Annotated in this window: 22 protein-coding genes; 3 read left to right on the forward strand and 19 right to left on the reverse strand. The window is 51.5% G+C overall.

Annotated elements, in window-relative coordinates; translation table 11 throughout:
* Positions 1 to 296: 296 nt before the first annotated feature.
* Positions 297 to 731, reverse strand: a complete 435-nt coding sequence (locus tag ACR0JG_RS19385; protein ID WP_480572076.1) for an NUDIX domain-containing protein — start codon at positions 729 to 731, stop codon at positions 297 to 299.
* A 282-nt stretch (positions 732 to 1,013) separates the two neighbouring features.
* Between ACR0JG_RS19385 and ACR0JG_RS19390 the strand changes: the two genes are divergently transcribed.
* A complete protein-coding gene (locus tag ACR0JG_RS19390; RefSeq protein ID WP_480572079.1) occupies positions 1,014 to 2,069 on the forward strand; it encodes a tyrosine-type recombinase/integrase in 1,056 nt (351 codons plus the stop codon).
* A 488-nt stretch (positions 2,070 to 2,557) separates the two neighbouring features.
* Here ACR0JG_RS19390 and ACR0JG_RS19395 read toward each other — a convergent pair whose 3' ends face one another.
* Entirely contained in the window at positions 2,558 to 3,532 is a 975-nt protein-coding gene (locus tag ACR0JG_RS19395; protein ID WP_480572082.1) for a ParB/RepB/Spo0J family partition protein, read from the reverse strand.
* Positions 3,529 to 4,731 (reverse strand): AAA family ATPase, encoded by a 1,203-nt coding sequence (locus tag ACR0JG_RS19400; RefSeq protein WP_480572085.1) that lies wholly within the window; start codon positions 4,729 to 4,731, stop codon positions 3,529 to 3,531. The genes ACR0JG_RS19395 and ACR0JG_RS19400 overlap by 4 nt, the downstream gene beginning before the upstream one ends.
* Before the next feature lie 657 nt (positions 4,732 to 5,388).
* Between ACR0JG_RS19400 and ACR0JG_RS19405 the strand changes: the two genes are divergently transcribed.
* Positions 5,389 to 6,366, forward strand: coding sequence for a RepB family plasmid replication initiator protein (locus ACR0JG_RS19405; RefSeq protein WP_480572088.1), 978 nt, complete (start codon positions 5,389 to 5,391; stop codon positions 6,364 to 6,366).
* Between the two features lie 432 nt (positions 6,367 to 6,798).
* Here the strand turns inward: ACR0JG_RS19405 and ACR0JG_RS19410 are convergent, their stop codons facing one another.
* The 15 genes from ACR0JG_RS19410 to ACR0JG_RS19480 form a co-directional block, all read right to left on the reverse strand.
* A complete protein-coding gene (locus tag ACR0JG_RS19410) occupies positions 6,799 to 7,833 on the reverse strand; it encodes a hypothetical protein (protein WP_480572091.1) in 1,035 nt (344 codons plus the stop codon).
* Positions 7,830 to 9,395, reverse strand: a complete 1,566-nt coding sequence (locus ACR0JG_RS19415) for a GMC oxidoreductase (protein WP_480572094.1) — start codon at positions 9,393 to 9,395, stop codon at positions 7,830 to 7,832. The genes ACR0JG_RS19410 and ACR0JG_RS19415 overlap by 4 nt, the downstream gene beginning before the upstream one ends.
* 70 nt (positions 9,396 to 9,465) lie before the next feature.
* On the reverse strand, positions 9,466 to 10,584 hold the full coding sequence (locus ACR0JG_RS19420) for a nucleotidyltransferase family protein (RefSeq protein ID WP_480572096.1): 1,119 nt from the start codon (positions 10,582 to 10,584) through the stop codon (positions 9,466 to 9,468).
* Positions 10,581 to 11,609 (reverse strand): phosphoenolpyruvate carboxykinase (ATP), encoded by a 1,029-nt coding sequence (locus ACR0JG_RS19425; protein WP_480572099.1) that lies wholly within the window; start codon positions 11,607 to 11,609, stop codon positions 10,581 to 10,583. The genes ACR0JG_RS19420 and ACR0JG_RS19425 overlap by 4 nt, the downstream gene beginning before the upstream one ends.
* 152 nt (positions 11,610 to 11,761) lie before the next feature.
* Positions 11,762 to 12,049 carry a hypothetical protein gene (locus ACR0JG_RS19430; RefSeq protein WP_480572102.1) on the reverse strand — a complete coding sequence of 96 codons (288 nt, stop codon included), beginning with the start codon at positions 12,047 to 12,049 and terminating at the stop codon, positions 11,762 to 11,764.
* Positions 12,050 to 12,278: 229 nt separating this feature from the next.
* Positions 12,279 to 14,069, reverse strand: a complete 1,791-nt coding sequence (locus ACR0JG_RS19435; protein ID WP_480572105.1) for an ABC transporter ATP-binding protein — start codon at positions 14,067 to 14,069, stop codon at positions 12,279 to 12,281.
* A gap of 188 nt (positions 14,070 to 14,257) precedes the next feature.
* Positions 14,258 to 14,518 carry a hypothetical protein gene (locus ACR0JG_RS19440; RefSeq protein WP_480572108.1) on the reverse strand — a complete coding sequence of 87 codons (261 nt, stop codon included), beginning with the start codon at positions 14,516 to 14,518 and terminating at the stop codon, positions 14,258 to 14,260.
* A complete protein-coding gene (locus tag ACR0JG_RS19445) occupies positions 14,508 to 15,650 on the reverse strand; it encodes a glycosyltransferase family 4 protein (RefSeq protein ID WP_480572111.1) in 1,143 nt (380 codons plus the stop codon). The genes ACR0JG_RS19440 and ACR0JG_RS19445 overlap by 11 nt, the downstream gene beginning before the upstream one ends.
* Positions 15,644 to 16,837 (reverse strand): glycosyltransferase, encoded by a 1,194-nt coding sequence (locus tag ACR0JG_RS19450; protein WP_480572114.1) that lies wholly within the window; start codon positions 16,835 to 16,837, stop codon positions 15,644 to 15,646. Before ACR0JG_RS19450 ends, ACR0JG_RS19445 begins: the two co-directional genes overlap by 7 nt.
* Positions 16,834 to 17,703, reverse strand: a complete 870-nt coding sequence (locus ACR0JG_RS19455) for a glycosyltransferase family 2 protein (RefSeq protein WP_480572117.1) — start codon at positions 17,701 to 17,703, stop codon at positions 16,834 to 16,836. The genes ACR0JG_RS19450 and ACR0JG_RS19455 overlap by 4 nt, the downstream gene beginning before the upstream one ends.
* A 5-nt stretch (positions 17,704 to 17,708) precedes the next feature.
* The gene (locus tag ACR0JG_RS19460; RefSeq protein WP_480572120.1) at positions 17,709 to 18,647 is read right to left on the reverse strand and encodes a sulfotransferase family protein; all 939 of its coding nucleotides are present in this window, start codon (positions 18,645 to 18,647) and stop codon (positions 17,709 to 17,711) included.
* Positions 18,619 to 19,986: an O-antigen ligase family protein gene (locus ACR0JG_RS19465; RefSeq protein WP_480572123.1), complete on the reverse strand. Its 1,368-nt coding sequence runs from the start codon at positions 19,984 to 19,986 to the stop codon at positions 18,619 to 18,621. Before ACR0JG_RS19465 ends, ACR0JG_RS19460 begins: the two co-directional genes overlap by 29 nt.
* Positions 19,979 to 21,058 (reverse strand): glycosyltransferase family 4 protein, encoded by a 1,080-nt coding sequence (locus ACR0JG_RS19470; RefSeq protein WP_480572125.1) that lies wholly within the window; start codon positions 21,056 to 21,058, stop codon positions 19,979 to 19,981. The genes ACR0JG_RS19465 and ACR0JG_RS19470 overlap by 8 nt, the downstream gene beginning before the upstream one ends.
* Complete coding sequence (locus tag ACR0JG_RS19475; protein WP_480572128.1) at positions 21,055 to 22,278, reverse strand: glycosyltransferase family 4 protein; 1,224 nt, start codon at positions 22,276 to 22,278, stop codon at positions 21,055 to 21,057. Before ACR0JG_RS19475 ends, ACR0JG_RS19470 begins: the two co-directional genes overlap by 4 nt.
* On the reverse strand, positions 22,278 to 23,309 hold the full coding sequence (locus tag ACR0JG_RS19480) for a glycosyltransferase family 4 protein (protein ID WP_480572131.1): 1,032 nt from the start codon (positions 23,307 to 23,309) through the stop codon (positions 22,278 to 22,280). The genes ACR0JG_RS19475 and ACR0JG_RS19480 overlap by 1 nt, the downstream gene beginning before the upstream one ends.
* Before the next feature lie 670 nt (positions 23,310 to 23,979).
* On the opposite strand from ACR0JG_RS19480, the gene ACR0JG_RS19485 reads away from it, so the two are divergent.
* Positions 23,980 to 24,939 (forward strand): UDP-glucuronic acid decarboxylase family protein, encoded by a 960-nt coding sequence (locus tag ACR0JG_RS19485; RefSeq protein ID WP_480572134.1) that lies wholly within the window; start codon positions 23,980 to 23,982, stop codon positions 24,937 to 24,939.
* A 286-nt stretch (positions 24,940 to 25,225) separates the two neighbouring features.
* Here ACR0JG_RS19485 and ACR0JG_RS19490 read toward each other — a convergent pair whose 3' ends face one another.
* Positions 25,226 to 25,963 (reverse strand): FkbM family methyltransferase, encoded by a 738-nt coding sequence (locus ACR0JG_RS19490; protein ID WP_480572137.1) that lies wholly within the window; start codon positions 25,961 to 25,963, stop codon positions 25,226 to 25,228.
* Positions 25,964 to 26,032: the final 69 nt, after the last annotated feature.

Genomic DNA, 26,032 nt, shown 5'->3' on the forward strand with positions numbered 1-26,032 from the left:
TCGACCCAAAGTGCCCTGAATCAATTCTTGGTTTTCTTCCATTCTGCTCATCGCGCAAGTTGAATTTCAACCAAGTGTTCAAGTGCCAACAAAAGCACCAGTAAGGGGAGCGATTTTCAGACTTCGAACTAGTTTAAAATTTGCAGAAGATACACTGGTTGCGACAACAAAAGCCGAGCACTCTGCGATAGAGATTGCAAATTTTACTACCTCTTGGACCTGGCTGACTGTTTGTGTTCGACCTCTTTGAACAGATGAGGTCATATTCTTCCGCAGAAATTGTGTGCATTCACCCATCAACCTTCGCAGAAAACCCGAAACGCGGCTTGCAACTCAGGGACAGTGTCGGTGCGAATGACAAATTCGTGGATTGACATCATCCGCCAATACTGCCCCTCTTCACCAAACCTAATCTTCGAAATAACGTCTTCCGACACAATGCTTGCGAATAGAGCAACTTCGCGACTGGGAAGAAAACTCGCGGCTTCTGCGACGTATGTCGCTTCGTAAATAATCGGGCTCTTTGACAAACAGATACCAAATTCCTCCTTTGTTTCGCGCAATGCGCATTCCAGTGCGGTTTCATCATTTTCACGCACGCCACCTGGTAGGTCCCATTGATTTGGATTAGGAATGTGGTCCAAATCATCTCTCAGGTAGGCCACAACCGCGTTGTTACAGATGACGGCTATCTTGGCTCCCTGCAAATCAGTCGCCTTAGCTACACTCATTTTCGCTCACTCTTCTCACATTTCCGGTTGCCATAGCGCCACCGCTCAAACCTACCGCCATCAAAAATGCACACTATCCATAAACTGTCCCACAACACTTTTTGGACCTGAGCTCATTTGCAGGTGCTTGTTAGCGTTTACAGGCCCCTTCCCTTTTTATGCGCAAAAAAGTTTCTTTTCGAGCTTTACTTTAGTCACATCATCAATTCTTAATCAAACGTGATAAGTATCCCTTATCACGTTTGATTGATTTTCAGGAGAAATCGACGCAGAATGTGCCCCATGAAACCGCCCGCGCCCTATCTGCCCGCCGCATTCCCTGCCCTGTCTGCGGCAGATCAGGAGGCGCTGACCGATCTCTATATCCGCGGCACGCCGGCCAATACGCTGCGGGCTTATGAGCGCGACCTGCTCTACATCACTGCCTGGAACCAGGCGCGCTTCGGGACGGCCCTCAACTGGCCCGAGAGCGAGGCCACGGCCCTGGCCTTCATTCTCGATCACGCCCGAGATCTGAAGGATGCGCCAGAAACGGATATAGCCCGCCAGACGGCAGAGGCGCTGATCGCGCAGGGCTTGCGCAGGTCTCTTGCCTGTCCGGCACCGTCGACGCTGGATCGGCGCATCGCCTCCTGGCTGGCGTTCCACCGGATGAAGAATCTCGCCAGCCCATTTGATGCGCCGCAGGTGAAACAGGCCCGGTCCAAAGCGCGTCGCGCTGCAGCTCGCCCCCCTGCCCCAAAATCGCAGCACCCGATTACCCGCGATGTGCTGGAACAGCTGCTGTCCACCTGTCGGGGGTCCCGGAGGGATTGCCGCGATCGGGCGCTGCTGATGCTGGGTTGGGCTTCTGGTGGCAGACGGCGCTCGGAGATCACCGGGTTGATGTTTGAAGACGTCTCGCTGAAGGAGTTCGACGAGAAAAGCCTGGTTTGGATCTCACTGCTGCAGACCAAGACCACCACCAAAGGGGAAACGCCGCGCCTAGTCCTCAAGGGCCGGGCGGCGCAGGCGCTGGTGCATTGGATCGAGGTGGGTGAGGTCAGCGACGGGCCGCTGTTCCGGCCGATCTCCAAGGCGGACCGCGTTCTGAAACGCCGTCTCAGCCCCGACGCGATCTACCAGATCGTCAAACATCGCCTCCGGTTGGCCGGGCTGCCCGAAGACTTCGCCTCGCCCCACGGGCTGCGTTCAGGGTTCCTGACCCAGGCTGCCTTCGACGGCGCCCCAATCCAGGCTGCCATGCGCCTCTCGCTGCACCGCTCCGTGGCCCAGGCGCAGAAATATTACGACGACGTCGACATCGCAGAAAACCCGGCAACGGACTTGTTGAGGTAGCTGTTTGCCAAGAAGCAACCGGTACCGTGAGACTGCGGAAGGCCCATATAAATTATTCAGTATCGCTTGAGTTTAGATGACGCAGTATTGCGGCATGATCCACCCATCTGCCCATGCTCTCAACTAACCATGCGGGCAAATTGAGACCACCCTACTCCTACTAACAGGTCCGGATTCAAAGGGCCGCCGGCAAAAATTCGACTGAGTACAAGTTGGATTTACTTTAGTAGCGTGGCTGCTCATCTGGCTCCCAATCAAGCTACGCAGGTCGAAATCCAACCTTCAGCTATTGAACTTGTCGCGGATGAAAGTCTCTCCAACGGCCGAAGTAATTGGTTCGATGGCACTGGCAAAGATGCAGCCCCTGCGAGTGCTTAAAACGTTGTTTGAGTGAAGAGGTTGCCAAAATTGCCAATTGGCAATTTTTTGGAACGGTTGACGTCGTGAGGAAATTGCCAATTGGCAATTTCCCATGTCGCTAAAGTAGATCAGTCTCGATTTGTGGCAAAATGCCTGTCTACAAAGATCGCGAAGGCTTCGTGCAGATCATCTTTGCTCGCGTCAATCGGAAACTCCAACACGATCTTTTTGCCTTTGCGCTTGTATGTCATCGCAGACTTTTCGGGTGACGATTGAAGGATCACCGAGTTAGCTGTTGCCGCAGCAGGAGGTCTTAGCGCTGCCTTGAACACATTCATAACCTGCGCGCCGTCACGATTGACCCCATCCGTCGCCATCTGATGTGCTGTTTCCAACAGCTTCTCACGATCTTCGGGCCGACCCAGAAACGGCTTCAACGTACGAGCGTGCAGTTCTTTGATTTCTCGGATCGAAGGGAATGCCGCAACGATCTCGTTCGGCAGTTTGGCTAATTGAAGGTAACGTGAAAGCCAAGCTTCACTGACTTCCAGCCGTGCGGCCATCGCTTTTTGCTTTCCACCGTAGTAGCGAGCTACAGCGTCTGCATAGTCACGAGCGCGCTCATAGTCAGAGATATCTTCTCTATCACGGTTCTCGATGTCGCCCAGTCTGAAAGCTTCCTCATCAGTCAACTCCCGAACATCTACCAAGTAGCGAAACTGTGGGTAGTTATTGGCGCGAAGCCAGCTAATTGCAAAATGTCGCCTTGCACCGCAGATTACTTCATATGGCTGATTTGAATCGCCTGTCTTTCGCACGATAGCCGGAAACTCTTGCCGACCCTGACTGCGGATTCCGTCAATCAGATCTCGACAGTTGTCCTCCGACAGTAGGTCATACGCACGGTTATGTCGCTCCCACATACGGCACTCTCCAGGATCGACCCACCTCAGGGACTTCTCCTCGATATCTCCCGACAACCGTTCCGCAACCCTGTTAGAGCGGTTTAGAAATCGAGCGCCAGCGCGTTCTGCTTTGGGGGCAGCGCCACTATCGAGACCGCTTAGTACGTCATCGAAAATTGCGTCATGTTTCTTGCTCATAACACTCCCTCCTTGCGCAATGCTGCATGGTGGCTGGGCCAGGTTTTGCGCATCAAAACCTCAACCTCGCGCCCCACCGCGTCCAGGTATGCCCGGCAGCGTTTGTGGGTTTCTGTGCGTGCTGCAGGCCCAGTAATCTCGTACACCGTACCTAAGTTCGCCGTAGCGTTATCAATTTCGGCACTGTCCTTTAGAACACTGGCCAACATGTCTTGTGGAAACACCGCGTCCATCATCCGTTTGATGGCAGCATGGGCAGATTTGTTGTCGTTCATCTTGGTGGCGAGAATTTTGACGAATGAATAATCACGAGCTCCGCCATGTTGAGCCAGTTCGTTCAACGTTGCGCCCATCATCTTGAGAAAATGGGCAGTGGATCCAAAGTCGATATTATTTGGCGGGGCAGGGATCACCATCGCGTTCGCTGCTCGAAGCACTGAAAGAGAAATCATTCCTAGCGCAGGCGGCGGGTCCAAAAGGATTACGTCGAATTGATCGGCTATGGTGCTGATCCCATCTCGCAAACGGTCCAACACGAAAACTTGATCCCTGGCCATTCGAGCTGCGAATTCATACTCAGCGTCATAGAGACCGAGGTTTGCAGGGATGAGCGCAATGCCAGGCCAATACGTAGCGCGTAAAGCATAGTGAAGTGTCTGCGGACCACCATGCTGAAAGAATGGGTAAAGCGTATCTTCAGTCTCATCCACGTCAATGTCAGGATTAAGGCCAAAGATCGAAGTCGTTGAAGCCTGGCTATCGCAATCGATCATGCAAACTCTATAGCCTTTGAGCGCGAGGAATTGGGCAAGATGGGTTGTTACAGTCGATTTTCCTACTCCACCCTTGAATGACTGAATTGACAAAACCAGTGTCGGATCGTCTGTTGCGCGGTGAGGTAAGGTACCAAACACTTCTCGCATCCGATTTACGTCAGAGAGCGAGTATCCGGTCCTTCTCCCTGTGACTGGATCTTTTTCGGGTTCAGGCAAACGGCCGTCCGCTTCAGCATCACGGATCAACTTCTCTGATCGACCTACCATTTCGGCGGCGGAACGAACATTGAAGTTTAAGTTTAGCGTTTTTCCTGTGTCGGGGGAAAATACCCTGTCACGCAATCGCTCCATCACGGTACTGGCACGATCAGTTAGTTGCTCTATCTCTTCCAGCCCAACGATGGGCAAGGGGGAGGTGGTCATGGGCTTTGTCCTGTAGAAATCTGCCTTTCGTGAAGCATGCCCCGATTGGTGAATTGGCTCAAGTGCGGTTTTTGGGACTTATTGCCGAAAAAACGAGAAAACTGAAGGTAACGGCTATAGGAGTGGAATTGGAAGTCAATCGAAAGTCATTGGTAGCTCCGTTCTAGCGTAGAATTTACAATGCGAATGCATTTGATGTCTGGCGATGCCGCAGGTACCAATCCCCCTTTAGCCCAAAATAAAAAACAATCTTGTTCAATATTCATGGATTCAATGTTCACATAGACGATTTTGTAATAAAAACAGTATCTTGAAAGACTATACTCTTACATATCGGGCGTAAACTCTTACGGATTGGAATGCTTTGGCTTACGTTTCGGATGGCTAAAACTTACATTTCGGGACGGGCCTAAATCCTACTTTTGGGGATGGAAGAGGTGAATCGAAAAACCTTTGTTTTATTGGAGTTAATGGGATTCCGGTGAATCAAGCGAGGCTCGGTTCTGGTTCAAAAAACTACAGATTGGGTGCTGGACCGAGGCACTGGCGATGGTTATGCTTACATTATAAACCATACAAAAGTAAGAGTTATATGTTGGGCAGAGCGTGTCAAAAAAATCATATCGTACTTTAGACGCACGGCCAAACTCGGAGAGCTTGATCAAGCCTGGCGAGTTGGTGGATGTGGTTGAGGTTACACCGCTGACCTTGAATGACCGGCGAATCTACAATCAGCTTTTGGAAAACGCTTGGGATGCGATCGACAAGCCTGTCAGCCATGTGATCCAGAAATCCATGCTGCGTGGGTCGCATAACTCGAACGACAGGGTAGGGGAGTCGATTGAGCGGCTGATGTCCGCCATTGTGAAAGTGGAGGTCGTATGGGATGGCGAACCTGCGATCGAGCGGGTTCAGTTGTTGGGCGGCAACGTGGAAACAGTGCGAAACGACGGGCTAGTTGAATACGAGATCCCGGCACGGTTGCGCAAAATTATTTCAAACTCGACAGTTTTTGCTCGTTTACAGCGCGAGATCATGTTCGCGCTGAGCTCCAAATATGCACTGACCTTGTATGAGATTGTGCAGAAACGCGGCAATCTGCGCTGGCGCTCGTCTGAGAAGTTTTCTGTCGATGATCTACGCGGCATTCTAGGTGTACCAAAGGGTAAGCTAACCAACTGGAGCAACCTGAAGCTCCGTGCGATCGAACCGGCTATTGCTGAAGTTAATGCGCTGTCGGATTACATGGTGGCGATTGACCCAATAAAGACCGGGCGCCGTGTGACTCACGTCGAATTGCGATGGTGGAAGAAGGACGGAGAAGGGCAGGGGGCCGCAGGGCGTGCCCTAAAGTTTTCGTCCGTTGGACGTAAGGCTAAGGCTCAAAGGCAGGAAGAAAATGCTCAAGTACCGGTTGCCCCAAGCATTAAGCCACGCCCGGCTTGGCTAGAAAAAAGAGGTGACGTCTTAAAGACTGAAACTTACGAGACCGCTCGTCTACGCCATCCAGGGTATGACATCTACTACATTGAAGGCCAATGGCGTGACTGGTCAGCAGGAATGGACCCACCCAACGACCCCGACCGAGCATTTCTCGCGTATATTCGCAGGTTCGCGGAAGCCAACCCGATTTAGGATTCCTTTCAGCTGAGAGCAAATGGCGGAGATCAGTCACCTTAACAGGGTGGCTTTTGAGTTCGGATCGAGGATACGCACGCCTTTTCCCTGATTGCGCAATGCTGAGGCCAAGGCAATGAGTATGGACGATTTAACCGTACCGCCCTTGGGGTTTACAGCGGCATAGATTTTCAATCATTCGACAACAGCCCTTTGACATTCACTGAATGGTATTCGCCAAAGGGTGCCCGCCAGCGCCTGAAACCATCGTCCCGATGGATCACACGCTGATGATGTACTAACAATCAATTTGGACCAGTCAGATGAGGCTGCTCATAGGCTGATCAGTATGGCGACCGGACGTCTTTGTAATAGGCGGTTAATCCTGAGGCGCTGGGTCTATGCGTGTTTATGAAAGCGCCTCTGCAATGCAGACCTACATAGATCACTCTACCGGTCTCGCCGATGAAAGCACAGCATGGTACGTAGGACACTTTGTTGTGGGCTGCGCACTGAAAGATCGTGGAAGCGCTTTAGGCGCTCCACGGCTGTGGTGGCAACGTAGTCATAGAGACCGTCAACAATATCATACTCCACGGAATCGGAAATCAGGTCTTCGATCAATCTTGCATAACCTCTGATTTTCAGACGGTTAATTGTGGTTTGGTCTTCGAGATACTCGTATGGGAGGCCTGCCATGTATTGCTCAACAGCATCGGCGGGTAACGTGTCCCCATTGAGCGATATCGGCTGATACCAGCCAGACGCCTCCTGCGGAAATCCAATAAGATGACCACCGCCTGAGTCATCATCAGGTGCATGGTTGGATATCCAACCGTGGGTTCCGGCTACAGATATGGAGCCGCGCGCGTAGTCTCTTGGCATGATCGTCCGGCAGGAAATGCCGTTCCCGGTGACAACCGCATATGACGTTTTGCCATCTTCCGACTTCGGCGCCCTTATCGAACGGAGCCAGCGCGTATCGGCAATGGATCGCAGGGCTGCCAGCCCGTGATAACGATAGCTCATGCGATCCAATATGATCTGTTGCGGCGTACCTATCGCATTGCGGGCAATGAGATCTTTGATGAGCAGTATCGGGGAGAGCTTAAACCAGTCCTCCCCTACGATGACCGACTTGAAGTCTGAAAATGTGCGCGTTTTTACAAAATCAGAAATTCGTAGAGGAGGCGTATCCATAACAATGGAAATATCATTTTTGCGTGGAATATCGTTGAGCGCATTAAGAACGTCTCGGATCGCGTTCGTACGCACAGCTACGATAACTATATCGATGTCTTCAAAGTGCTTCGCATCCAAGGATGTGATCGTGGACAGCTCGGTGCCATCTGGTAGCGCTACAGAACGAGGCTTGCGGCTATGGATACCAGAGAGCACGACCTGGTCTCCCAAGGCCAGAATGGCGGGTAGAACCGTGAACTTGACGCGTTTTCCCGCACCAATGATAGAAATTTTCTGCGTCATAAGAGCTTTACCTTAAGTCGGGCCGCGAGGCGAAGAGCCAGAGCAACTATGGTGAAAGTTGGGTTGGCAAAACCGCCGGAGGGAAATACTGAAGACCCGGCAATGTGCAAATTGTCGATGCCATGTACCTGACATTGCACATCAACAACGGAGTTTGCCGGATCTTCGCCCATTCTGGTTGTGCCCATATGGTGCGAGGCACTGGAATAGGGCAGCTCGTCGATCTTCGGCGGTCGGCCTGCATCCCAGGAAAGCGTTCCGGCACTGGTGTCATCCAGAAGGGTCTGGATTTCGTCATGGAGCTTCAGGATTGACTGCAATTCAGTTTCTGACGCCTTCCAGCGCACTTTTGACAATGGCTTTCCGAGAGGGTCCAGCCTATCCGACAGGGTCACCCTGTTTTCAGGGTCCGGCACCATTTCGATATGGTAATTGATCCGGAACTTGCGGTCAGGCCCCCGAAGCCCCGCCTTCTTAGACACAATAAACCACAAGTATCGGACAGCAAGGATCTTCTGCACCTTAAACAGATCGCGCAATAGTTCGACGTATAATTTGAAATGGTTCGGGCGGTGTTTGATCAACACAAGTGTTGAAAAGAGCTTGCGGATCTCAGCGGTCGGCACCACGTCCAGTGCGGCCCGCCAAACAAAGTACGAATTGACGAAGCGCTCATTCTCGCGCGTTTGAGGGGTCATGTATGACCCGGTATCCATCCTGTTTTGGCCATTCGACGGGATGGTCATGCCAAGATCGTCCGGGAAGGTCTTCCCGCGATTGAGTGTCACCGTCGCGACACTTCCGCTGGGGTGGTCCATATAATAGCGACCAACGACATCGTGTGTGTTTCCGATCCCATTCTTCATCTGCCCATTTGACGCCAGCAAAAGACGCGCGTTTTCAATGCCACCCGCAGCTAGCACATATTCTCGTGCGATCACTCGCATCGTCTTCTGGTTCGGATTGGACTGAGCTTCAAGATACGCCACTCGGGACAAATCGTCTGCGAGGACGATATTGGTTGCTGTACATTGCAGAAACACGGTCGCCATCTCACTTTTTACGACGACCTTACCTATCGTTTGGCCAAAATCCAATTGTCCCTTGTCAAGCCAGTAAACCGAAGCGGGCTTAAGGCGCGTATCCGGTGCGGTCGCCCATTGAGCGTAGTCCTCGAGTGCTGGTCCTTTATGGATTATGGAGGCGCGCGCATAATATGGGTACAGTTCTTCGATTCCGATGGGCCAACCACTGTCTTCTCCCCAATTTTTCCCTTGCAAGTCTTCCGGTGTTAGCGGCAACCACTTTCCTGACCAGGCGGTAGTGGACCCTCCGAACTGGCGAATTCGCGCATGACGCGGCACTTCGCATTCAGGGCTTTCGACGTCGGAAAACGTCTGTGCAGCATGGTTTCGATCAAGGTCGCCGGTATCGAGGATTGCGATCGTCAAGCCCATGTCGACCAGCTCATGTGCCACAGTCAGGCCTGCAGCACCTGCGCCAACAATGCATAGATCTACGTCGAGCCTATCTGGAGGGTCAGAAGTGTTTGATTGACACATCATAGTGAGTTCTGCCCCGGCGTTGTCTAAAAATCGTTTCTTGTTTCTCTGCTCATCCGGCTATGCGCACTCATCGCTGGTTTCTTATCTTTGCCCAGTGGTTTTTACAGACGTCACGCCACCATGATCGGTTGAGCAGGCGAGAGAATACGTGCCCGCGATATTCGGGAGATTTCGAAAGAGCTTTTACTTTGGACACAAAAAGACGTGAAACATAGTGTATTTTGCGACTGCGCGTGCCACCAAATCTGCTGATTGCAGAAGCGGAAGAAGAGTTTCTTAAACTTAATAGCTCCCCATCATCCGGGGATTCCAAAGATTCACACATATCCTCAAAGACAGCGAAAACATCCGTCAAACCATATTTTTCAAGGCGCGCTTGCACGGCTATGGGATCGCATCTGCTACGCAATTCCGTCCAATCCAACCATGAACGCAAATCAAGCTCACCAGAATGATGATCGGCATGTGCAATCAAGTGGCAGGCGCGATCTTGGGGTGACATAATCATAAGATGGCCGCATGTCGTCGTATTGGCGCGGGACAATACTTTTTCTGCCGGCAGAATTTGATCCATCGGGTTTCGGCCAACTTCAAAATGAAGCTCCACCGGTAGTTCCCAGTCGGAATGCAAAATTTTAGGTAAGTGATGCTGGGGGAGTGCAACACCGCGCTGGTTGATGCTGTCGTTTGATCGAGACAACGCAATAGACGCCGTAGTCGCACCAATTTCGTAAAGAGCCGCTTTTGCAGCCTCCGTAAACTCACGAGGGACAAGGAGATCTAGGTCTCCTATGAAACGAATGCCCGGATCCTGGTGCAAAGGGTCTAGTAAATCCCCGCCACCTTTCATGACGACACATGGAATCTTTGCCCGTGCAAACGCAATGTCGATCTGTTCAAGTTGCCTTCTCGCCAGTGACAATCTCGACCGGTTAGCCTCGTACATGGTTTTAAAATATAGGTATAAATCCCTTGGTACCGCCTCACGCAATTCGGCCACTTCGATAAGTACTTTCCCGACCAATGCATGCAGATGATTGCCTTGGGCAATTCTCACTAGATTCTCGGGTTGCGTTGCGCGCAGTAAAACTGGCAACTCGTGAGGCACGACATCCGAAACATAGGCTTTTGCAAGGAGTAGAACGGCTCGATGTGCGTCTGACAAGCGTGCTTCGGCGCGGGTCATGTCGCTACGATATCCATGCAAGCTGGAATAGATTGCTTCGATGAAGAATACCGTAATTTGTAGAACGGAACCGCATTACAAAGGGATGCAAGTGGTCGGATTTGAGGGTCGCGGCGACAGGCGCGCGCACCAGAAACTATGCAAGCTGAAAAGGCTTCTTCAGGTGACATTGATTGAAGTTCAAACGCCCCGTTCTCAGCATATTCCGGCACTATAACCGCGCCAATATCCACTTTGGAGCCCAAAGATGCTCCGGCGGGCAGGGACAAGTACGTAACATTTTCTCGTGCACTTTTGGGTTCACCATGCAGCGCTACTAATTGTTCGATCTCCGGTAGACACATAGCCCCCGATTTGACTGCAGCTGCCGTTGGAAAGGAAAACACCGATTGTCCATCAGCCGAAAGAGGAATGTGGTCGTCGGCCAGAAACCCAAACCCTTGGGCAATGAGCCCCTGGCTGAGAGTGGATTTTCCAGATCCGCTTTCTGCAATGAAAAGCATGGCGCGGCCGTTCGAATCTAAGACAGCTGCACCATGTAGTACCGCGCCCACTTCGGTAGGGGTGAAAAGAACCTGTGCCGCTTCCTTCAACAAAAGGAATCGCGCTTCATCCCGGTCGGTTCTGCTCCATATTGGAATACCATTTAGGCTCAAGGCGAAACCACCCTGTGCATCAGTGACACATCGAAATACTTCTGATGCAGGAGCGTTGGACTGCTTTGGATCACAACAGGCTAAAATCTGCTTCAATTCACCGGATAAAATTTCGCTGTCCAATTCGACAACAAAGTGACCCCCAGGACCACTGAAGCTAATGCGTTTCGCGACAACATCCGGACTTTCTTTCGCGGGGTGGGGAAATGGTGCCGGTTTCGCTTCAAAGAGTCCGGCAGCTCGCCAAGTGTCAATAATTTCAAAAACGACTTTTATATATGCTTGTTTGTCAGCAGAACTGACTTCAACGACATCCGTCAATTGGTTCACAATGTAGGATGCACCGCCTGCGGACTTGACTTGTTCCAACACTGCAACGCCTAGAGCATTAGTTACAACAATACAGCCGCTCGAAGCCGAGTGGAGCACAAATGATTGCCCAATCGGGACGGTTTGCAGCTTTCTTGACGCACATTGGATAGCGTCGAATCTAGCCAACGACCTGCCCAACTCAAGCAACCTTAGCGATTTTCCTTTTTATCATCGCCCCAGAACAACCTGGCTCGACGATAAGCGCGTCTGCGTTTCTTCCGTTTTTTTCTCCGCTTTTTTTTCTTCCAGCGGACTCTCTCATCGTCTTCATCGTCTGGGTGGTAACCAGTCCCGCTCGCTGCCGACTTAGCAACTGCTTCGGATGCTGAGAGAACGACTGTCGATGCTCCCCCAACGACCGCGGTATACTTCACAAGCGCTGCAAGAACTTCTCTGCGCTCTGTGTTTTCAATGTCGTCTTCTTCAAAACTTTTCACACTCTTTACCTACACTCTGGTTCACACTTAATAGTTGTTTACCAACTAGTTTAACTTAAGTCACGTCATCATAGCATATTTTAACTGCCAAGAATCCTCCCAAACCAACTGCAAAGAAGCAATCTGCTCATAAATCACGTATTGTTGAATGATTCAGTGTGTTTGAACTTTAAACGTAAGCTCAAAACACATCTTCGCCAGACGCCCCATACAAATGAAGGTTTGTTTTCTATCGTAGGGCCATCTCCCTGAAATCAGAACTTTCTTCAATAAGTTCTTCGTATGTTCCCTTCCCAACAATCTTGCCTTTGTCGAGCATAACGATTTGGTCACAGTGCTTTATTGTGCTGAGACGGTGCGCGATCATGATGATCGTCTGCTCTCCGCTCATTTGAGAAATCTCCGAAATGAGTTCACGTTCGGTCGTATTGTCCAAAGCGCTGGTCGCCTCGTCAAAGATAATGACCTGGGGATTGCTATAGAGTGCTCTCGCTATTCCGAGGCGTTGTCTCTGCCCCCCTGAAAGGCGTACTCCCCGTTCGCCGACGGTGGTTTCAAAACCTTGCGGGAGGTCATTGATGACAAATTCGTAAAGCCGTGCTGCACGTGCCGCGCGCTCGAGTTTCTCTGGTGAAATATGAGCTTTGTCGATTCCCATTGCTATGTTTTCAGCGACACTCGCGTCTGACAAAAATATATCTTGGGGTACATACCCAATACTGGCTTGCCAACTGCGCACGTTACTTGGGTCAAGCCTGATCTCGTCGATGAGAATGCTACCTTGTTGAATTTCAAGCAGTCCAAGTAAAACATCGACGAGTGTCGTTTTACCCGCACCCGTCGTGCCAACAATGCCTAGGCTTTGTCCTTTGAGTATCTCTAAATCGATGTGCCGCAGACCAGTAGAGTCCGTCTCTGGGTAACTATACGTAGCCGATTGCAGTTTAATTGATGTCTCAAGGGGCATTGGCTCAATTTTCGAGCTTGGGAGCCGCGCCAAGCGGGCCATGCTTTGAACGTCTTCGAAGACACTGTCCATTGCCGGAATATTCAGCCTGAGCTGAATAAATGAACTGTACATGATCTGCAGGACGGGGAGTAATCTGTACCCCGCAAATGCATAGAGACCCAACAATGGCAAGATTTTCTCAATTGAACCATCGTTTTGCTTAAATAGGATCAAGGTTAACATGACAATACCGCCAAATGCGACAACTTCCAGACCAAACCTCGGAACCAAGCTGAGTGTGGAACTGATTGCCCTTGCCTGTGCAAGTTTTCTTGAAGGATCTGAAAAAAGAGCGAAGGCGAAGTTTTCTAGGCTGGATACCTTAATCTGTTTGATCCCCGTAAAAGTTTCGCTCATTCGACGAAACCGAGATTTATTGGCTGCAAGTATGATCTCGCCTTTGGTGGTTATTAGCCCTTTGAAACAGGCAAAAAAAAGGAAATAAGTTCCTCCTATGGTCAGTACTGTTACGATTGTAGTCACCGGGTTGGCCCAGAGAAGAAGTGCACAGAGCAACACAAAGCTGGTTGCCGCACCAAACAGGTCAATGGCGGGCCGATAAATCCCGATGATGACGTTCCGCGTTTCCACCAGAATGGCTGAGCCCATCTCAGATGTGTTTCGGCTTAGAAAAAAGGAATATGGTTGCCTGAGGTAGGTTTGCAGAAGCTTGCGGGACAAACCGTATTCTCGCATCTCAATCCATCTGAAACTGGCATAGACAGTTACCACTTTCAGAAGACCACTCACAGCAATAACAAAAATAACCAATAACCCAAGCGCAAAGAGAAAATCGTCAACGGACGTAAAACCAAGGGCTTGGTATACCCTGAATGCAAACGGGTTTGTTTCAACTAACTCAGGCTGTCCCAAAACAGCCAGGAATGGCATGATTGAGGCAATCCCGGCGGTATCGGCCAACCCCTTTAAAACCGTTAGGCATAAAAGAAAAAAGCCTGTCCGCTTTTCCCGGCGATCCATCATTTTGAGAGATTTTCGAACAACGTTCATGGGTCTATACACATAAGTTAAAATTTCTTTTGGAGCTATGCTTCATAACTCCATACTTGGCTACAGAGTTTTTAGGTGCGGCGGGCTTTTGTCGAATAGAGGCCTTGGGCCACCTGCGCTGCATTTTTTGTGGTCGCAGCTTAGTGCTGCAACTGGCCTGCGTTGCGTGTACGTTTTCTGTGCAGCAATCATGATATTTCACTATAGTTTAGCCCCTGACGCTCTAACAGATCAGCATAGTGCTCTTCGGCAGCAGTCAACTGGTCATGAGTGCCGTGCTTGATAATCTTCCCTTTGTCGAACACATGGCTGTGATCTGCCACACGCTCGGTCGAGAGTCTTTGACTGAAGATCAAAGTTGCACTTCCTCCGATTTGCTCGCGGAAGTTTTCGAAGAACTCGAATGCAGACAAAACGAGAAACCCGAACAGATGATATCTATAACGCACTGTGCGGGCTCAGTTCTGAATAAACATGTCTCAGTTCTCGGGCGCATTCATCCCAGGAAAACAGTCCTGCGCGTGCGATACCCTGTTTGATTTTCGTCTCTCTGAGTGCGGTATCCGTGCAAATGGCGTGTATTGCTTGGGCAATCTCATCATCATTGCCCGGGTCCACCAGAAGACCGGCATCTCCGGCTACCTCTGGCAAGGAAGAGGTATTTGATGTGATCACCGGTACACCTGACGCCATAGCCTCTAAAACCGTCAAACCAAAGCCCTCATAAAGTGACGGGTGGATATAGAGCGACGCCCGTTTGTAAAGAGCAAGAAGCTGTGCGTCGGTGACGTAGTCCAGCAGGTGGGTGCGACTTAGCAGGTGGCTGTCATCCAGTTCTTTGAGCACAGCTTCGGTTTCCCACCCTGCGCCGCCGACCAGAACCAAATGGTGGTCAATCTTGTCCTGCACCAGTTTTAGGGCGCGCAGGACGCCCTGCACGTTCTTGCGGGGGCTGATCTTTCCCGCCGTTAGAATGATCGGGATATCATCGGGCGGAAGGTTCAACCCGGCAAGACAGGTCATATCGCGCGGACCGAAGAACTCTGGTGAGACGCCTTCCTTGATCACGCGAATGCGGTTTACCACATGGCGGCCAAGATAGCCCTCCACCTCATCTGCGGTGGATTGCGAGACACAAACAATCGCATCGGCACGGGCTTCAGCCTGCCGCAGGCTTCGCTCCATAATCCAGGGCTTGGTGTTGGTGAAATACTCGGGATGTGTGAGCGGTCCCAGATCATGAATCGTCACCACGTAAGGTTTGCGCGTGGCAATTGCATATCCCAAAGAGACCGCATGGACCACATCTACGGGCTCGCCAATCAAGCGCTCTAGTGTGGGCATATCGAGGTAATGCCAGGCCAGCGGCGTCAGCCTGCGCCCCAATCCGACCAGTTCAAGACCTGTATCCGCCCGCAGGGCAGACAGTTTTTCGGGCGGCAGCGAGGACCAAGCCGCTACCGGCCGGATGGCAAGGTCATCACACTTCCGTAACCCCCTGTACATCTCCTGTGCATAACGGGTGATGCCATGCCCTTGAGAAGTCGCAAACTGGTTGGAAAAATAGGCGACATTTAACACTGCACGCTATGCCTCTGCTGCTGGTTAGAAATGTCTGGAAAAAATCGCCCTATGAGCGTGTCCACCTTCGACTGCCAGCTATGTCGGGCGGAAAATGCAGATACTGCGGCTTTCTGATCGTCGGTGTCAGCCAGGATAGCCTCAATCGCTGGTGCAATGTCTGCTTCGGTTTCGATCTGCGTTACGGGCGGGTGTAACGTATTGAATTCATCATGGGCGGTTGAGAGTACGGGAAGCCCGGCAGCAGTGTACTCATACAGCTTGAGCGGGTTTTGTCCGCGATAAACCTCTTGCCGCCCGCGGTCATAGAGCATCACGCCGATATCTGCAGCCTTGAGGTATGCGGGTAAATCGGGCGGGGCTTTCGGACCCAAAAGCGAGACCGTACCGGGCATCTGGTTCGCCAGATTATGCGCCCATTGCGCCTGTGGGCCGATCAGTATCAATGATCCACCTCGTGCAGCCATCTCTTTGGCAAGCGCTCCAAAAAGGCCTGGGTCGCCCTTTGCCAGCACACCGCACCAGATAGCTCGGGGGCGGGGCAGATGCGCGACCTCATCCGGGGTGGCAGTTTCCGTGTGATAGATTTCCAGTTCGGCCCCCTGCCCCAAAACTGCCACCTTGGTGGCGGGAACGTCCAGATCGTCCACCAGATAAGTCTGCAGGCTCGTGCCAATAACATAGACGGCATCCGCCTGTGCATAGTCCTGACGCTCCAGCGGGACAACCGCTGCACCGCGAAACGCCGGATAGTAATCCACGACATGAAAGATGACCTGCGCTTGGGGGAAAATCTTTTTCAGCGCCGCAACGCTACCTGGCACGGTAGTCCATATGAGATCGGGTGCAGACCTCCCCTGCCCGGTTATGCAAGTCCGAAGCGACGGCATCATAAGTCTATATTTCAAATATGATGCGTTGGAGGTGTTCAGGGGCCAGACATCACGAACCGGCACAGGCGTAGCCAAATTCAGGACCCGAACCTTCCTGTCTGTGTACGGAGCCTTTTTCCACTCCTGTACATAGCCTTTGCCACGCAGAAGATGCACGGGATCAAGCGGGTTTTCCAGATAGCTGACATCAAACCCGCGCTGTGCAAACAGCCGGGCCAGAACCTTGGTCGAACACTGGATGTCCGAACTCCACAACGTCGGTCGGTGGAACAGGATATGCGGGGTCAAAGTCATTCGGTGGCAGGCTTTTGTGGATCTGGTGTCTTTATTGAAACAGGCGTATCCATCCACATCTCGTTTAGATCTTTGTCGAGCTGTTCCCGTGCGATCGCGTTCTGCCGGTCCCAGACAACCGCATTCGCCCTGAAAATTGCTGTGGCCGAATGAACTGCCGAGATAAAGCCCGGCACACCATCCAGAAACCCGCGCTTTACCAGGTATTTGCGGGCAAATTCCGCGACCGGTCGCCCCGCTACGTCAATCCACGTTACCGGTCGCCCACGGCTTTCGACACCTTTGGCGACCTCTTCCAAATAGGTCGTGCTTTTGCGGATGCGTTTTTCGAAGTTGTCTTCGTTGAAATGGATCATCAACCCCTTGAGTTGGCCTATCCGTTCAGCAGGCGCATCTATCAGACAGCTTTCATGGAACATACCCCCGAAGCGGAACTTTTCCCGCCGCGCCAGATGAACCAGATTCCAGTCCCGCCAGCCCCCTCCCTTCATGGGACGGTGCATGAAATAGTTCAGTCGCCGATACCTGTAGCCATCCTTTTCCGTGTCGACGATGCCTTCTAGGATTTCCTTGGCCAGTTCGGGACTGACGCGCTCATCAATATCCATATGCAGCAACCAGTCGCTGGTGGCTGCCTCAATCCCCTTGTTACGCTGATGGCTGAAGTACTCGCCTTCCTTGCGCGGACTTCTGAGAAATTTGACTTTGTCGCCATAAGCCTGCGCAATCTCTTCAGTTTGGTCGGTTGAGCCGTCATCCACAACAATGATCTCGTCAACCCATTCGGCAAGGTTTTCCAAAAAGCCGCCCATATCTCGTTCTTCGTTATAAGAGATCGAGACAACCCCGAGAGTTGGACGTTTCATATCCTTCATTTCTTTGCAGCCCGCGATGCTTTAAGTTTCAGATAAACAGGTCGAACCACCCGGTCGCGCACGCGAACCATGAATTTTTTTACACGGGTTTTCAGATCGGGCTGCATTGCGGCAATAGTAGCCGCCGTCGGTTTATGTGGATTGGTCAGTTCCAGATCCTGATAGCCGAAGGCTTTGGCAATCTGACTGACCGAGTGGTCGAGCTGCAGCGTGTAATTCTCGTTGGCCATCCACTTCTCTTTCGAGGAGGTATGAACAGAGGCGCCAATTTCGTCCTCATACTCGACGCCGATAAACTCACACAGGTCCGACAACCCCTTCTTCGGGTCGGCAATGATGTCCTCGTAGCGCACCAACTTGAACGTCTCTGGCGGCAACATGGACTGGATACTCAGAAGGTTGCGCTGGATATTGAGCCAGCCGAACTGGCGCCTCTCGGCATTGGTAGAAAACAATTCATGCGCAGAATACTGAACTGCTAGCGGATTGCGTACGAGACCGATAACCTTCACATCCATATCCGTACGCTGGATCCATTCCAGAAGCAGACTGAGAGCGCACCATTCAGCAAGGATTTGTGGTGATTTTTCAAAGAAGATCGGTTGGGCAAAGGTTTTGCACAATGCATCCCAGCCTCCGAAAATCAGCTCCTCGTCGTTTTCTGGTGGCTCGTAGTCAGGCATGTTGCCCTTGAGCGTATCGATGAGATAGGTGCGTGCATTCTCTCGTGTGCCGTAACCCGCATATTGTCGAAGCCCTGAATAGAGCACATCTGGCCGGTTCAGAATGACAGATGCCTTGAGCCAGTGATGGGTTTCAAAGTAGGTATGAGGCGAATACTCCACATGACGAATGCCGGAATGCCTGCAGAGCTCGTCCTGCAGCATCGTCGAGCCTGAGCGTTTGTCAGACAGCAACACGACGACTGTGGGCATGTCCTGTCTCCTTATATTCTGGGCTGTTTGAATAAATCGGGAAATGTCTCAGGCAGGTGAGCAAACCGAGTATAAAGTAGAACATCATGGCGCCCCGAGGCTGAGATACCATAGCATGACCAAAAATGGCCCAAGGGGCTAGTCCAAGTGTACTGGCCAACAACGCATGGCTGAGATACTGTCCGGCACCTGATTGCCGAGCTTTTACATGCTGGAGCGCATAGTAAAAAGCACTCGCAAGCAGAAAAATATATAGAAACGCCGCCATCATGCCATTCGCATAGTAGGAGGCGGCAAAGAGCGCGTGATTGGCTTTCCCCGCTACTTCCGGCACGACAGTGCGGGACCTATTAATAGCGAAGCCTTGTCCCGCAACAAGGAAGGCGGGATGTTCGACTACGTGTTCAAAGGGTTCAACGTAAGCCAAGAGGCGTTCACTTTCACGCTCGTCTTTCAAAGAGCCTTCAAAAACTGCTGATGTCCGGTTGGTTAAGCGATCGAAAAAGAAGACCTCTGAGTTGACGCCAACCATCAGAACCAGAAGGGCTCCAAATCCTACAGGTAGTAGAATACCCTTTTTGATTCTACTGAGGCCCATTAAGGCAACAAAGAGAATGATCAAAATTGTTCCCAAGATTGGCCCTCTGGAATAGCTCATCAAAACGCCCATGGGGGCTAGAAAACAGGCTGTCATAGCCACGGTTCGCCATCGCCCGATTGGGCCGGGCCAGCTATACAACAGCGCTGCAAGAGGCCAAGCCATGTTGATGAAGCTGGCCCCCAAAATGGATACGCCCACTAAAGTGCGCCCTCTTACTCCACTATCGCCTGCATCAAGATACGATTGGGCCGCTTGCCGCCCGGCTGGATCTAGAAAAGTATTATCCAGGACGAAATTTGCCACAAAACTTCGGGTTTGAGGCAGTGATGTCAAAATCATCATTGATGCTGTGACAATTACCCCAAGTGCTGCGGCTTTGATCACAAGCTCAAGGTCATCCGAAGTCCTGATGAGTTGCCCGGTCGCATAAAATACCAAAAATGCAAGTGTCATGCGTGCGGCCTGGTAGACATGCTCAAAAATTGAACCCGTGTAAATAAAGCCGACCAATTCTCCAATCATAGTAAAGGCGAAAAGCGCTAGGATAATGCGTTGGAACGGCCTGTCATTCGGTCCAAAACCTGGTCGTCGGCTTGCATAATAGACGACCAGAACAATCAGAATATCAATTAAGTAAAGAGGTACTGGCCCAACGCGCACATTCATCTTGGGCACCGCAGTCAGCACGAAGACAAAAATTGCCATCGCGATGATACCGTGCGAATGTTGCTTAAGCACAGGCAGCCTCCCAGGTGACGGAACGATAGGCCGCAATATACTTCTCCGACATCAATCCCTTACCAAAACGCGCGGCACGCTGAAAAGCGGCTTCTCCCATAGCCTGTCGTTTCTGCGGATTATCGATCAGCAACATAAGCGCATCTGCAATCGCCTGGGGGTCTTCGGGCGGCACCAACAAAGCGCATGTGCCATCAGTTCCGACCACTTCTCGCAGTCCTGCGATATCGGATGCTATCACCGGCAGACCGGCGTTCATACCCTCGACTGCCGCCAGACCAAACCCTTCCCAGAGAGAGGTCATCAGGAAGACATCGGCGCCTTGTAAAAACGGGCTTACATCCTCCACATGTCCTTCAAAGTGCACGGGTGTTTTGATCGCGCGCGCTTTGAGCGTCAGATCTTCTCGTAACTCACCTTCCCCGACAATGCGGTAACAACAGGTGTTCTCGGGGAGCAATTCAAGCGCTTCCAGTGCTGCGGCATAGTTTTTGGCTTTACGTAAACTGCCAACCGAGACGATCGTTACCCGGTCCGACTTGTGCCGTTCAAAAAACTGGTCGAATTTCAGATGCGCGCCATTCAGAATAACGTCTGTTTTGTCTGACAAGGCGGGGTAAGCGGTTACTAAATGATCTCGGGTCCCTTCGCTGATGCAATAGATTTTTGTAAACGGCTTATAAACTACCGGATCGATCAGGTTCCCGATTGCCGATCCGCGACGATTGTTTGAGGTGCTATGCTCGGTAAACACGACGGGGCAACGGATCGCGCCGATTCTTTTCAGCCCGGCGACACAGGCGCTGGTCGGAAAAAGATGCGCATGCACAACATCGGGCTTTGGTCTCATTTTAGCAAAATATCTGCGCAAAGCCAGAAAAGCGCCTGGCTTGTAGGGGCTTGAAAACCCCAAAGACACAGCATTGCGCAGCCCCTTGGTTTCGCACTGTTGCAGTGCTACCAGATGGGCGTCTACCCCAGCAGCCAGTAAATCCATATGCAGATCCTGTGCCAGTCGCTCGGCGCCACCGCTCTGATAGCCAAAGCTGTTTATGACTTGCACGACCCTCATGACATGAATTTACGCACAATAGCTTTAATGCTCTCTGGCACACGGTGCCGCCAGTAGCTGGGGAAGTTGGGGTCCGGTCGGAAGGCACTCCAGGGCAGGGGAACCCAGTCGGGCGCAGGGTCGTCTATCACTTCCCGGATCAGTGCCGCATAAGCATCGGCGGCCACTTCATCGGTATAGCGTGCACGGGCCTCAGTCGCGGCAGCCTGGCTGAAGGCTGCAAGCCTGAGGCGATCAGCATGCAAGGACGCAATTGTGTGTGCAAATCCGTCCGCATCGCCCAATGCCTTGACGACTCCTGTGCGCCCGGTCTCGATCAGAAAATCAGTGATCCCCGGGATCAGGCCACAGACGGGCACGCATCCGGCCATCATCGCTTCCAGAAGTGCATTCGGGCAACCCTCGAAGTGAGAGGTGAAGAGATAGACATCTGTCTCACCCAGAAACTGAGGAATCTCGTCAGGGGGTAGCGCGCCCATAAACACAACACGGCCTTCAGCGATATGAGACGCCATCGCCTCTTCCATGCGTGCGCGATCCACGCCTTTGCCCGCAATCCGCAACCGGAACGGCACACCTCGGGCATGGAGCGCATCGACAATGTCGGGTAAATACATCACGCCTTTCTGCCCGTGCTCAAGACGGCCGAGGAACCCCAGTTCCAGCCTCGGTTCTATGCCGCGTTTTTGTCGCGCAGCGGCCTCGAAATTGGTTGCGTCGATGCCGTTGGGGATGAGCACGACCTTTGCCGGATCCGCCCCATAGTCCGCTACCAGGTCATCACGGAGCCGTGGAGTCAGTGCAATGATCCGCGCCAATCGCGCCCGTCCTGACATGGTGATGCGATAGCCATGATCAAACGCATTGGCGCAGCGCGAAAGGACCCTGATATGCGCGGGCAGGTGCGGGATTGCGGATAATATGCCCTCTGAGTTGATGGCCATGACGCAGTCTATATCGTTATCCGTGCACCATTTGCTGAAAACCTGTGCTTGATGCTTCATGCTGAGGGAGGTCGCGGCCAATTGGACACAGCCGTCATCTACGTAAGCCTCTTCCCATAGCCGTGCTTGCGGTGCGCCAACGGTCACACAGAAAAGCTGGATGCCACGCGTTGCGAGCCCGCGCCGGATATTGCGGTAGAAGGTGAAGGTGCCTCCGTCTTTAGGCACGGAGCCGAATGCAACCTTGATAGGCTTTTTTTCCGCAGTGGTATCCATCACAAAAGTTCAGAAACCCGGACTGCCAGAGCCTTGGTGCTGTAGCGCTCCTCCACCTTGGCGCGGCCGTTTGCGCCTAGTTTGTGCCTTTCAGCGGCATTCGAAATCAGGCGTGACAGGCAGGCAGTCCATTCTTCTGGTGAGGAAACTAGATACCCATCTGATCCATGGGTGATGACATCGCCATTCGCCCCTACATTGCTCGCGACTACGGGAATGGACGTTGCCATATACTCCAGTGCCTTGAAGGCGCATTTGTAGATGTTGAATGGATTTTCGATAAGGGGGTAGAGGCCTATGTCGAAATCTGCGACGGCTGCGGCTACCGCCTCGGGATCAGCCCAATTCACTTCATCCACCAGATCGAGCGTCAGCCCGTCAATTGTTTCGAAGACCTCTGTGAGTTTCGGTTCGCCGCAAGCTCCGACGACTTTGAGACGGATATCGTACTGCGCCGCAAGGTTACGTAGTGGGGACTCAAGGATTGATGTCAGATCGTCGACATAATGGGCGCCATTGCCGATCCACCCAAGACAAACTTGCCCGCTGTCGCCTTGGCTGCGTGTCTTATACTGAGACAGACGGATACCTGAGGGGATGAAATGTACGGTGCCCCCGGCCTCTCTAGCCAAGGCCTCCAGATTATAACTGCCGGCTAAGACACCATGGGCCTCACGCATCATGGTCTCCGCATTGCGCATGGTTATCTCACGCTCCACCCGCGAGGGAGCGTCGTCGATATCAAAGAAAACCCGCTTTCCCATGAGCTTTGCCATGCGCAAAAGGGCAATATCATAACGAGAATAGTGCTTTTGGAAAATCAAGATGTCATGGCGTATCGCAACGATCAGCATCCGCAGATAATCTCGCCTTTGTGCCGCGTGATGGTAAGAGACCCGATGTCCTAGTGCCTCAAGCTCCTCACCTATCCAATAACCACGCACACGAGAACTGGCCTTTTTGCGATCGCCCAGAAGGATGAAGGCAACGTTTAATTTTTTTTTATCCTTTCGGGAAGATGGGGATTTCATTGGAAGCCTGCGCTTTTCCTGATTCCAGTGTCATTACCCGCGCGTTTGGAGATCGCCTTTAGAGCTACTGAAAAGGTAAAGGCAATTGGGTATTCAACAACCAGCATGACTGACAACGCTAAACCAATATTCACAAGACTTCTACGGTCTATAACCACTTTTCGATTGTGCAATCAGACTAAGAAGCATCTCTTTCTAAAAGTTCGATCACGACCTATGAATAAGATCAATAAAGATTGTAACTTTTGGACTTCAAAAGAACAAACAGTTTTTAAAGCAAGAGCTTGACGTACAGTGCCAGAATCGCTCCATACAGAGAAACTGTCTCAAGGCTGTGCCAATGAGGATATTCTGTATTTTGGCAATGCCCGTCGCAATCGGGCCATGGAAGAACCGCACTGCGCCAATCTCCAGCATGTGCAGGATCACCTGAGTGTCCTTCGGATTGTTCTTGTCCCAGCTATCGTGGAGGGTGTCTCGTGTTCGAACCAGAACGATGGAAGACACAATCTTCAGATCAAATTTGGCCTGGTCAAGATGGCGCGTCGGTGGCAGGTGATAGTTGCCGGTATCTTTACCACAGAGAGTTGTGGGGTGACTGAATAAGAAATTATGATAGGACTGAAAATTAGTAAGATTGGGCCGTTCGATTATGAGTGATACAGGTATAATGAATCCGACCTCCAAGCGCGTCTTGGTCACTGGGGGTGCCGGATTTCTAGGCAGTCATCTGTGCGATCGTTTGGTCGGGGCGGGTCATGACGTCCTATGCATTGATAACTATTTCACAGGTCGACGCGGCAATGTCAGCCATCTTATGGATGCACCCAATTTCGAGCTCATGCGCCACGATGTGACCTTTCCGCTTTATGTGGAGGTGGATGAAATCTACAACCTTGCGTGTCCCGCATCGCCCATCCACTACCAACATGACCCGGTACAGACGACCAAGACTTCCGTGCATGGCGCGATCAACATGTTGGGGCTTGCCAAGCGTCTCGATGCCAAGATCATGCAGGCTTCCACATCTGAGGTCTATGGCGATCCTACCATCCACCCCCAACCCGAATCCTACTGGGGCAATGTGAACCCCATCGGGATCCGCTCATGCTATGACGAAGGCAAGCGCTGTGCCGAGACCTTGTTTTTCGACTACAACCGTCAGCATAACCTGCGCATCAAAGTGGCCCGGATTTTCAACACCTACGGGCCGCGCATGCATCCTCACGACGGGCGCGTGGTGTCGAATTTCATCATGCAGGCGCTCAAGAACGAAGACATTACGATCTTTGGAGACGGTCAGCAAACCCGCTCATTTTGCTATTGTGACGATCTGATTGAGGCCTTCATTCGTCTGATGGGCACGCCCGATGATGTGACGGGCCCCATCAATACGGGGAACCCGCGTGAGTTCTCTATGCTGGAACTGGCAGAAACGGTGATAGAGCTTACGGGAACCAAATCTAAGATTGTTCACAAGCCGTTGCCACAGGATGATCCTAAACAGCGCCAGCCCGATATCTCACTGGCTAAGCAGCACCTCGATTGGGAGCCCAAAGTGCCCTTGCGCGAGGGCCTTGTTCCGACAATTACTTATTTTGAAGGCCTTGTGAAAGCTGGTATTACCTGAGACCTAGACGCTCTGTGTGCATCATGCCCGGCTTTGGTATTCCGGCCTCTTGCCCTTTGATTATTCCGATAATCTGTGCCTCGGCAAAACGGCTCTTTTCGCATTCACGGGTTCCCTAAAGGTTCCTTTGAACCCGCTTTTCCGGCCATTTGTGACTAGACTTCTTCGCGATGAAACCCTGATTGGGAAAGGAGTGGAAGCGACGAAAGCAGCGGAATTTATGGAGGCGTAGAAATCGTTCGTGTTGAAGCAGATTGCATCCTCAAGAATACCAAAGTACTGCAACTTACCCTTCAAAATTGGTAAATAGGTAGTCATGGTTAGATAAATTTTCGACAAGAGAGTAACCTTGCTTGCGAAGATAGCCTTCGATGGTTTCTGGGTCGCTTGTTTCAACTACAAGATACTTGAAACTGTATCTTTCAAAGTCAATCCCCGCTAAAACAGCAAGTTCTGCGCCTTCAACATCCAATGACAAAAGATCAATGCACTCTGGTGCATTACTGTCATCCATGATGCTCGTTAGTGTCTTGGCCTCAGCACCGAAACGCAGCTGGCTGGAGAATTTATTCAGGTGGATTTTCGCTTTGTCTTTATATTTTTGAGTATACTCCAAGCTCAAATCTAAGGAAGTTGATGCCGTCATGAGGTTCCCGTACTCAATATCCACGTATTTGTCTTTGTAGTCAAAAGGAACGCATGCGTTACAATATATATAGTTCCCAGGCTTTGACCTATACTCACAGCAGGTTAAGAAGAGATTTGGGGCTGGCTCGATGAGAATTCCCCTCCACCCTCTTTTGTTTTCAAAAGCTAAAGTATTTGATTCACTGAAACCATCATTGGCTCCAAGCTCTATGAAGAAGCCGTTATCGTAGTCTAAGTACTGCGTGAGTTTTCGATCAATATCATTTTTGGCAAAGTAACCTGCCCTAAATATTTTACGGTAAATGTACCTCATGTGGCTCCATACACCTGAGGGAATCTTCTCTCTAATCTTCTTTTTTGTGGTTCGTTCAATCATCTGTTTTTCGTCCGCTAAATTTTTTTCGCACACTGATGTTTAGCTTCTTCGGAACTGCGGACCAACATT

Source organism: Ruegeria sp. AD5 (assembly GCF_056542345.1).

Coding starts and splice junctions, on each gene's coding strand:
- ACR0JG_RS19385 (WP_480572076.1), bottom strand. CDS start 731: ATGAGTGTAGCTAAGGCGACTGATTTGCAGGGAGCCAAGATAGCCGTC.
- ACR0JG_RS19390 (WP_480572079.1), top strand. CDS start 1,014: ATGAAACCGCCCGCGCCCTATCTGCCCGCCGCATTCCCTGCCCTGTCT.
- ACR0JG_RS19395 (WP_480572082.1), bottom strand. CDS start 3,532: ATGAGCAAGAAACATGACGCAATTTTCGATGACGTACTAAGCGGTCTC.
- ACR0JG_RS19400 (WP_480572085.1), bottom strand. CDS start 4,731: ATGACCACCTCCCCCTTGCCCATCGTTGGGCTGGAAGAGATAGAGCAA.
- ACR0JG_RS19410 (WP_480572091.1), bottom strand. CDS start 7,833: ATGACGCAGAAAATTTCTATCATTGGTGCGGGAAAACGCGTCAAGTTC.
- ACR0JG_RS19415 (WP_480572094.1), bottom strand. CDS start 9,395: ATGTGTCAATCAAACACTTCTGACCCTCCAGATAGGCTCGACGTAGAT.
- ACR0JG_RS19420 (WP_480572096.1), bottom strand. CDS start 10,584: ATGACCCGCGCCGAAGCACGCTTGTCAGACGCACATCGAGCCGTTCTA.
- ACR0JG_RS19435 (WP_480572105.1), bottom strand. CDS start 14,069: ATGAACGTTGTTCGAAAATCTCTCAAAATGATGGATCGCCGGGAAAAG.
- ACR0JG_RS19450 (WP_480572114.1), bottom strand. CDS start 16,837: ATGACTTTGACCCCGCATATCCTGTTCCACCGACCGACGTTGTGGAGT.
- ACR0JG_RS19455 (WP_480572117.1), bottom strand. CDS start 17,703: ATGAAACGTCCAACTCTCGGGGTTGTCTCGATCTCTTATAACGAAGAA.
- ACR0JG_RS19460 (WP_480572120.1), bottom strand. CDS start 18,647: ATGCCCACAGTCGTCGTGTTGCTGTCTGACAAACGCTCAGGCTCGACG.
- ACR0JG_RS19470 (WP_480572125.1), bottom strand. CDS start 21,058: ATGAGGGTCGTGCAAGTCATAAACAGCTTTGGCTATCAGAGCGGTGGC.
- ACR0JG_RS19475 (WP_480572128.1), bottom strand. CDS start 22,278: ATGGATACCACTGCGGAAAAAAAGCCTATCAAGGTTGCATTCGGCTCC.
- ACR0JG_RS19480 (WP_480572131.1), bottom strand. CDS start 23,309: ATGAAATCCCCATCTTCCCGAAAGGATAAAAAAAAATTAAACGTTGCC.
- ACR0JG_RS19485 (WP_480572134.1), top strand. CDS start 23,980: ATGAATCCGACCTCCAAGCGCGTCTTGGTCACTGGGGGTGCCGGATTT.
- ACR0JG_RS19490 (WP_480572137.1), bottom strand. CDS start 25,963: ATGATTGAACGAACCACAAAAAAGAAGATTAGAGAGAAGATTCCCTCA.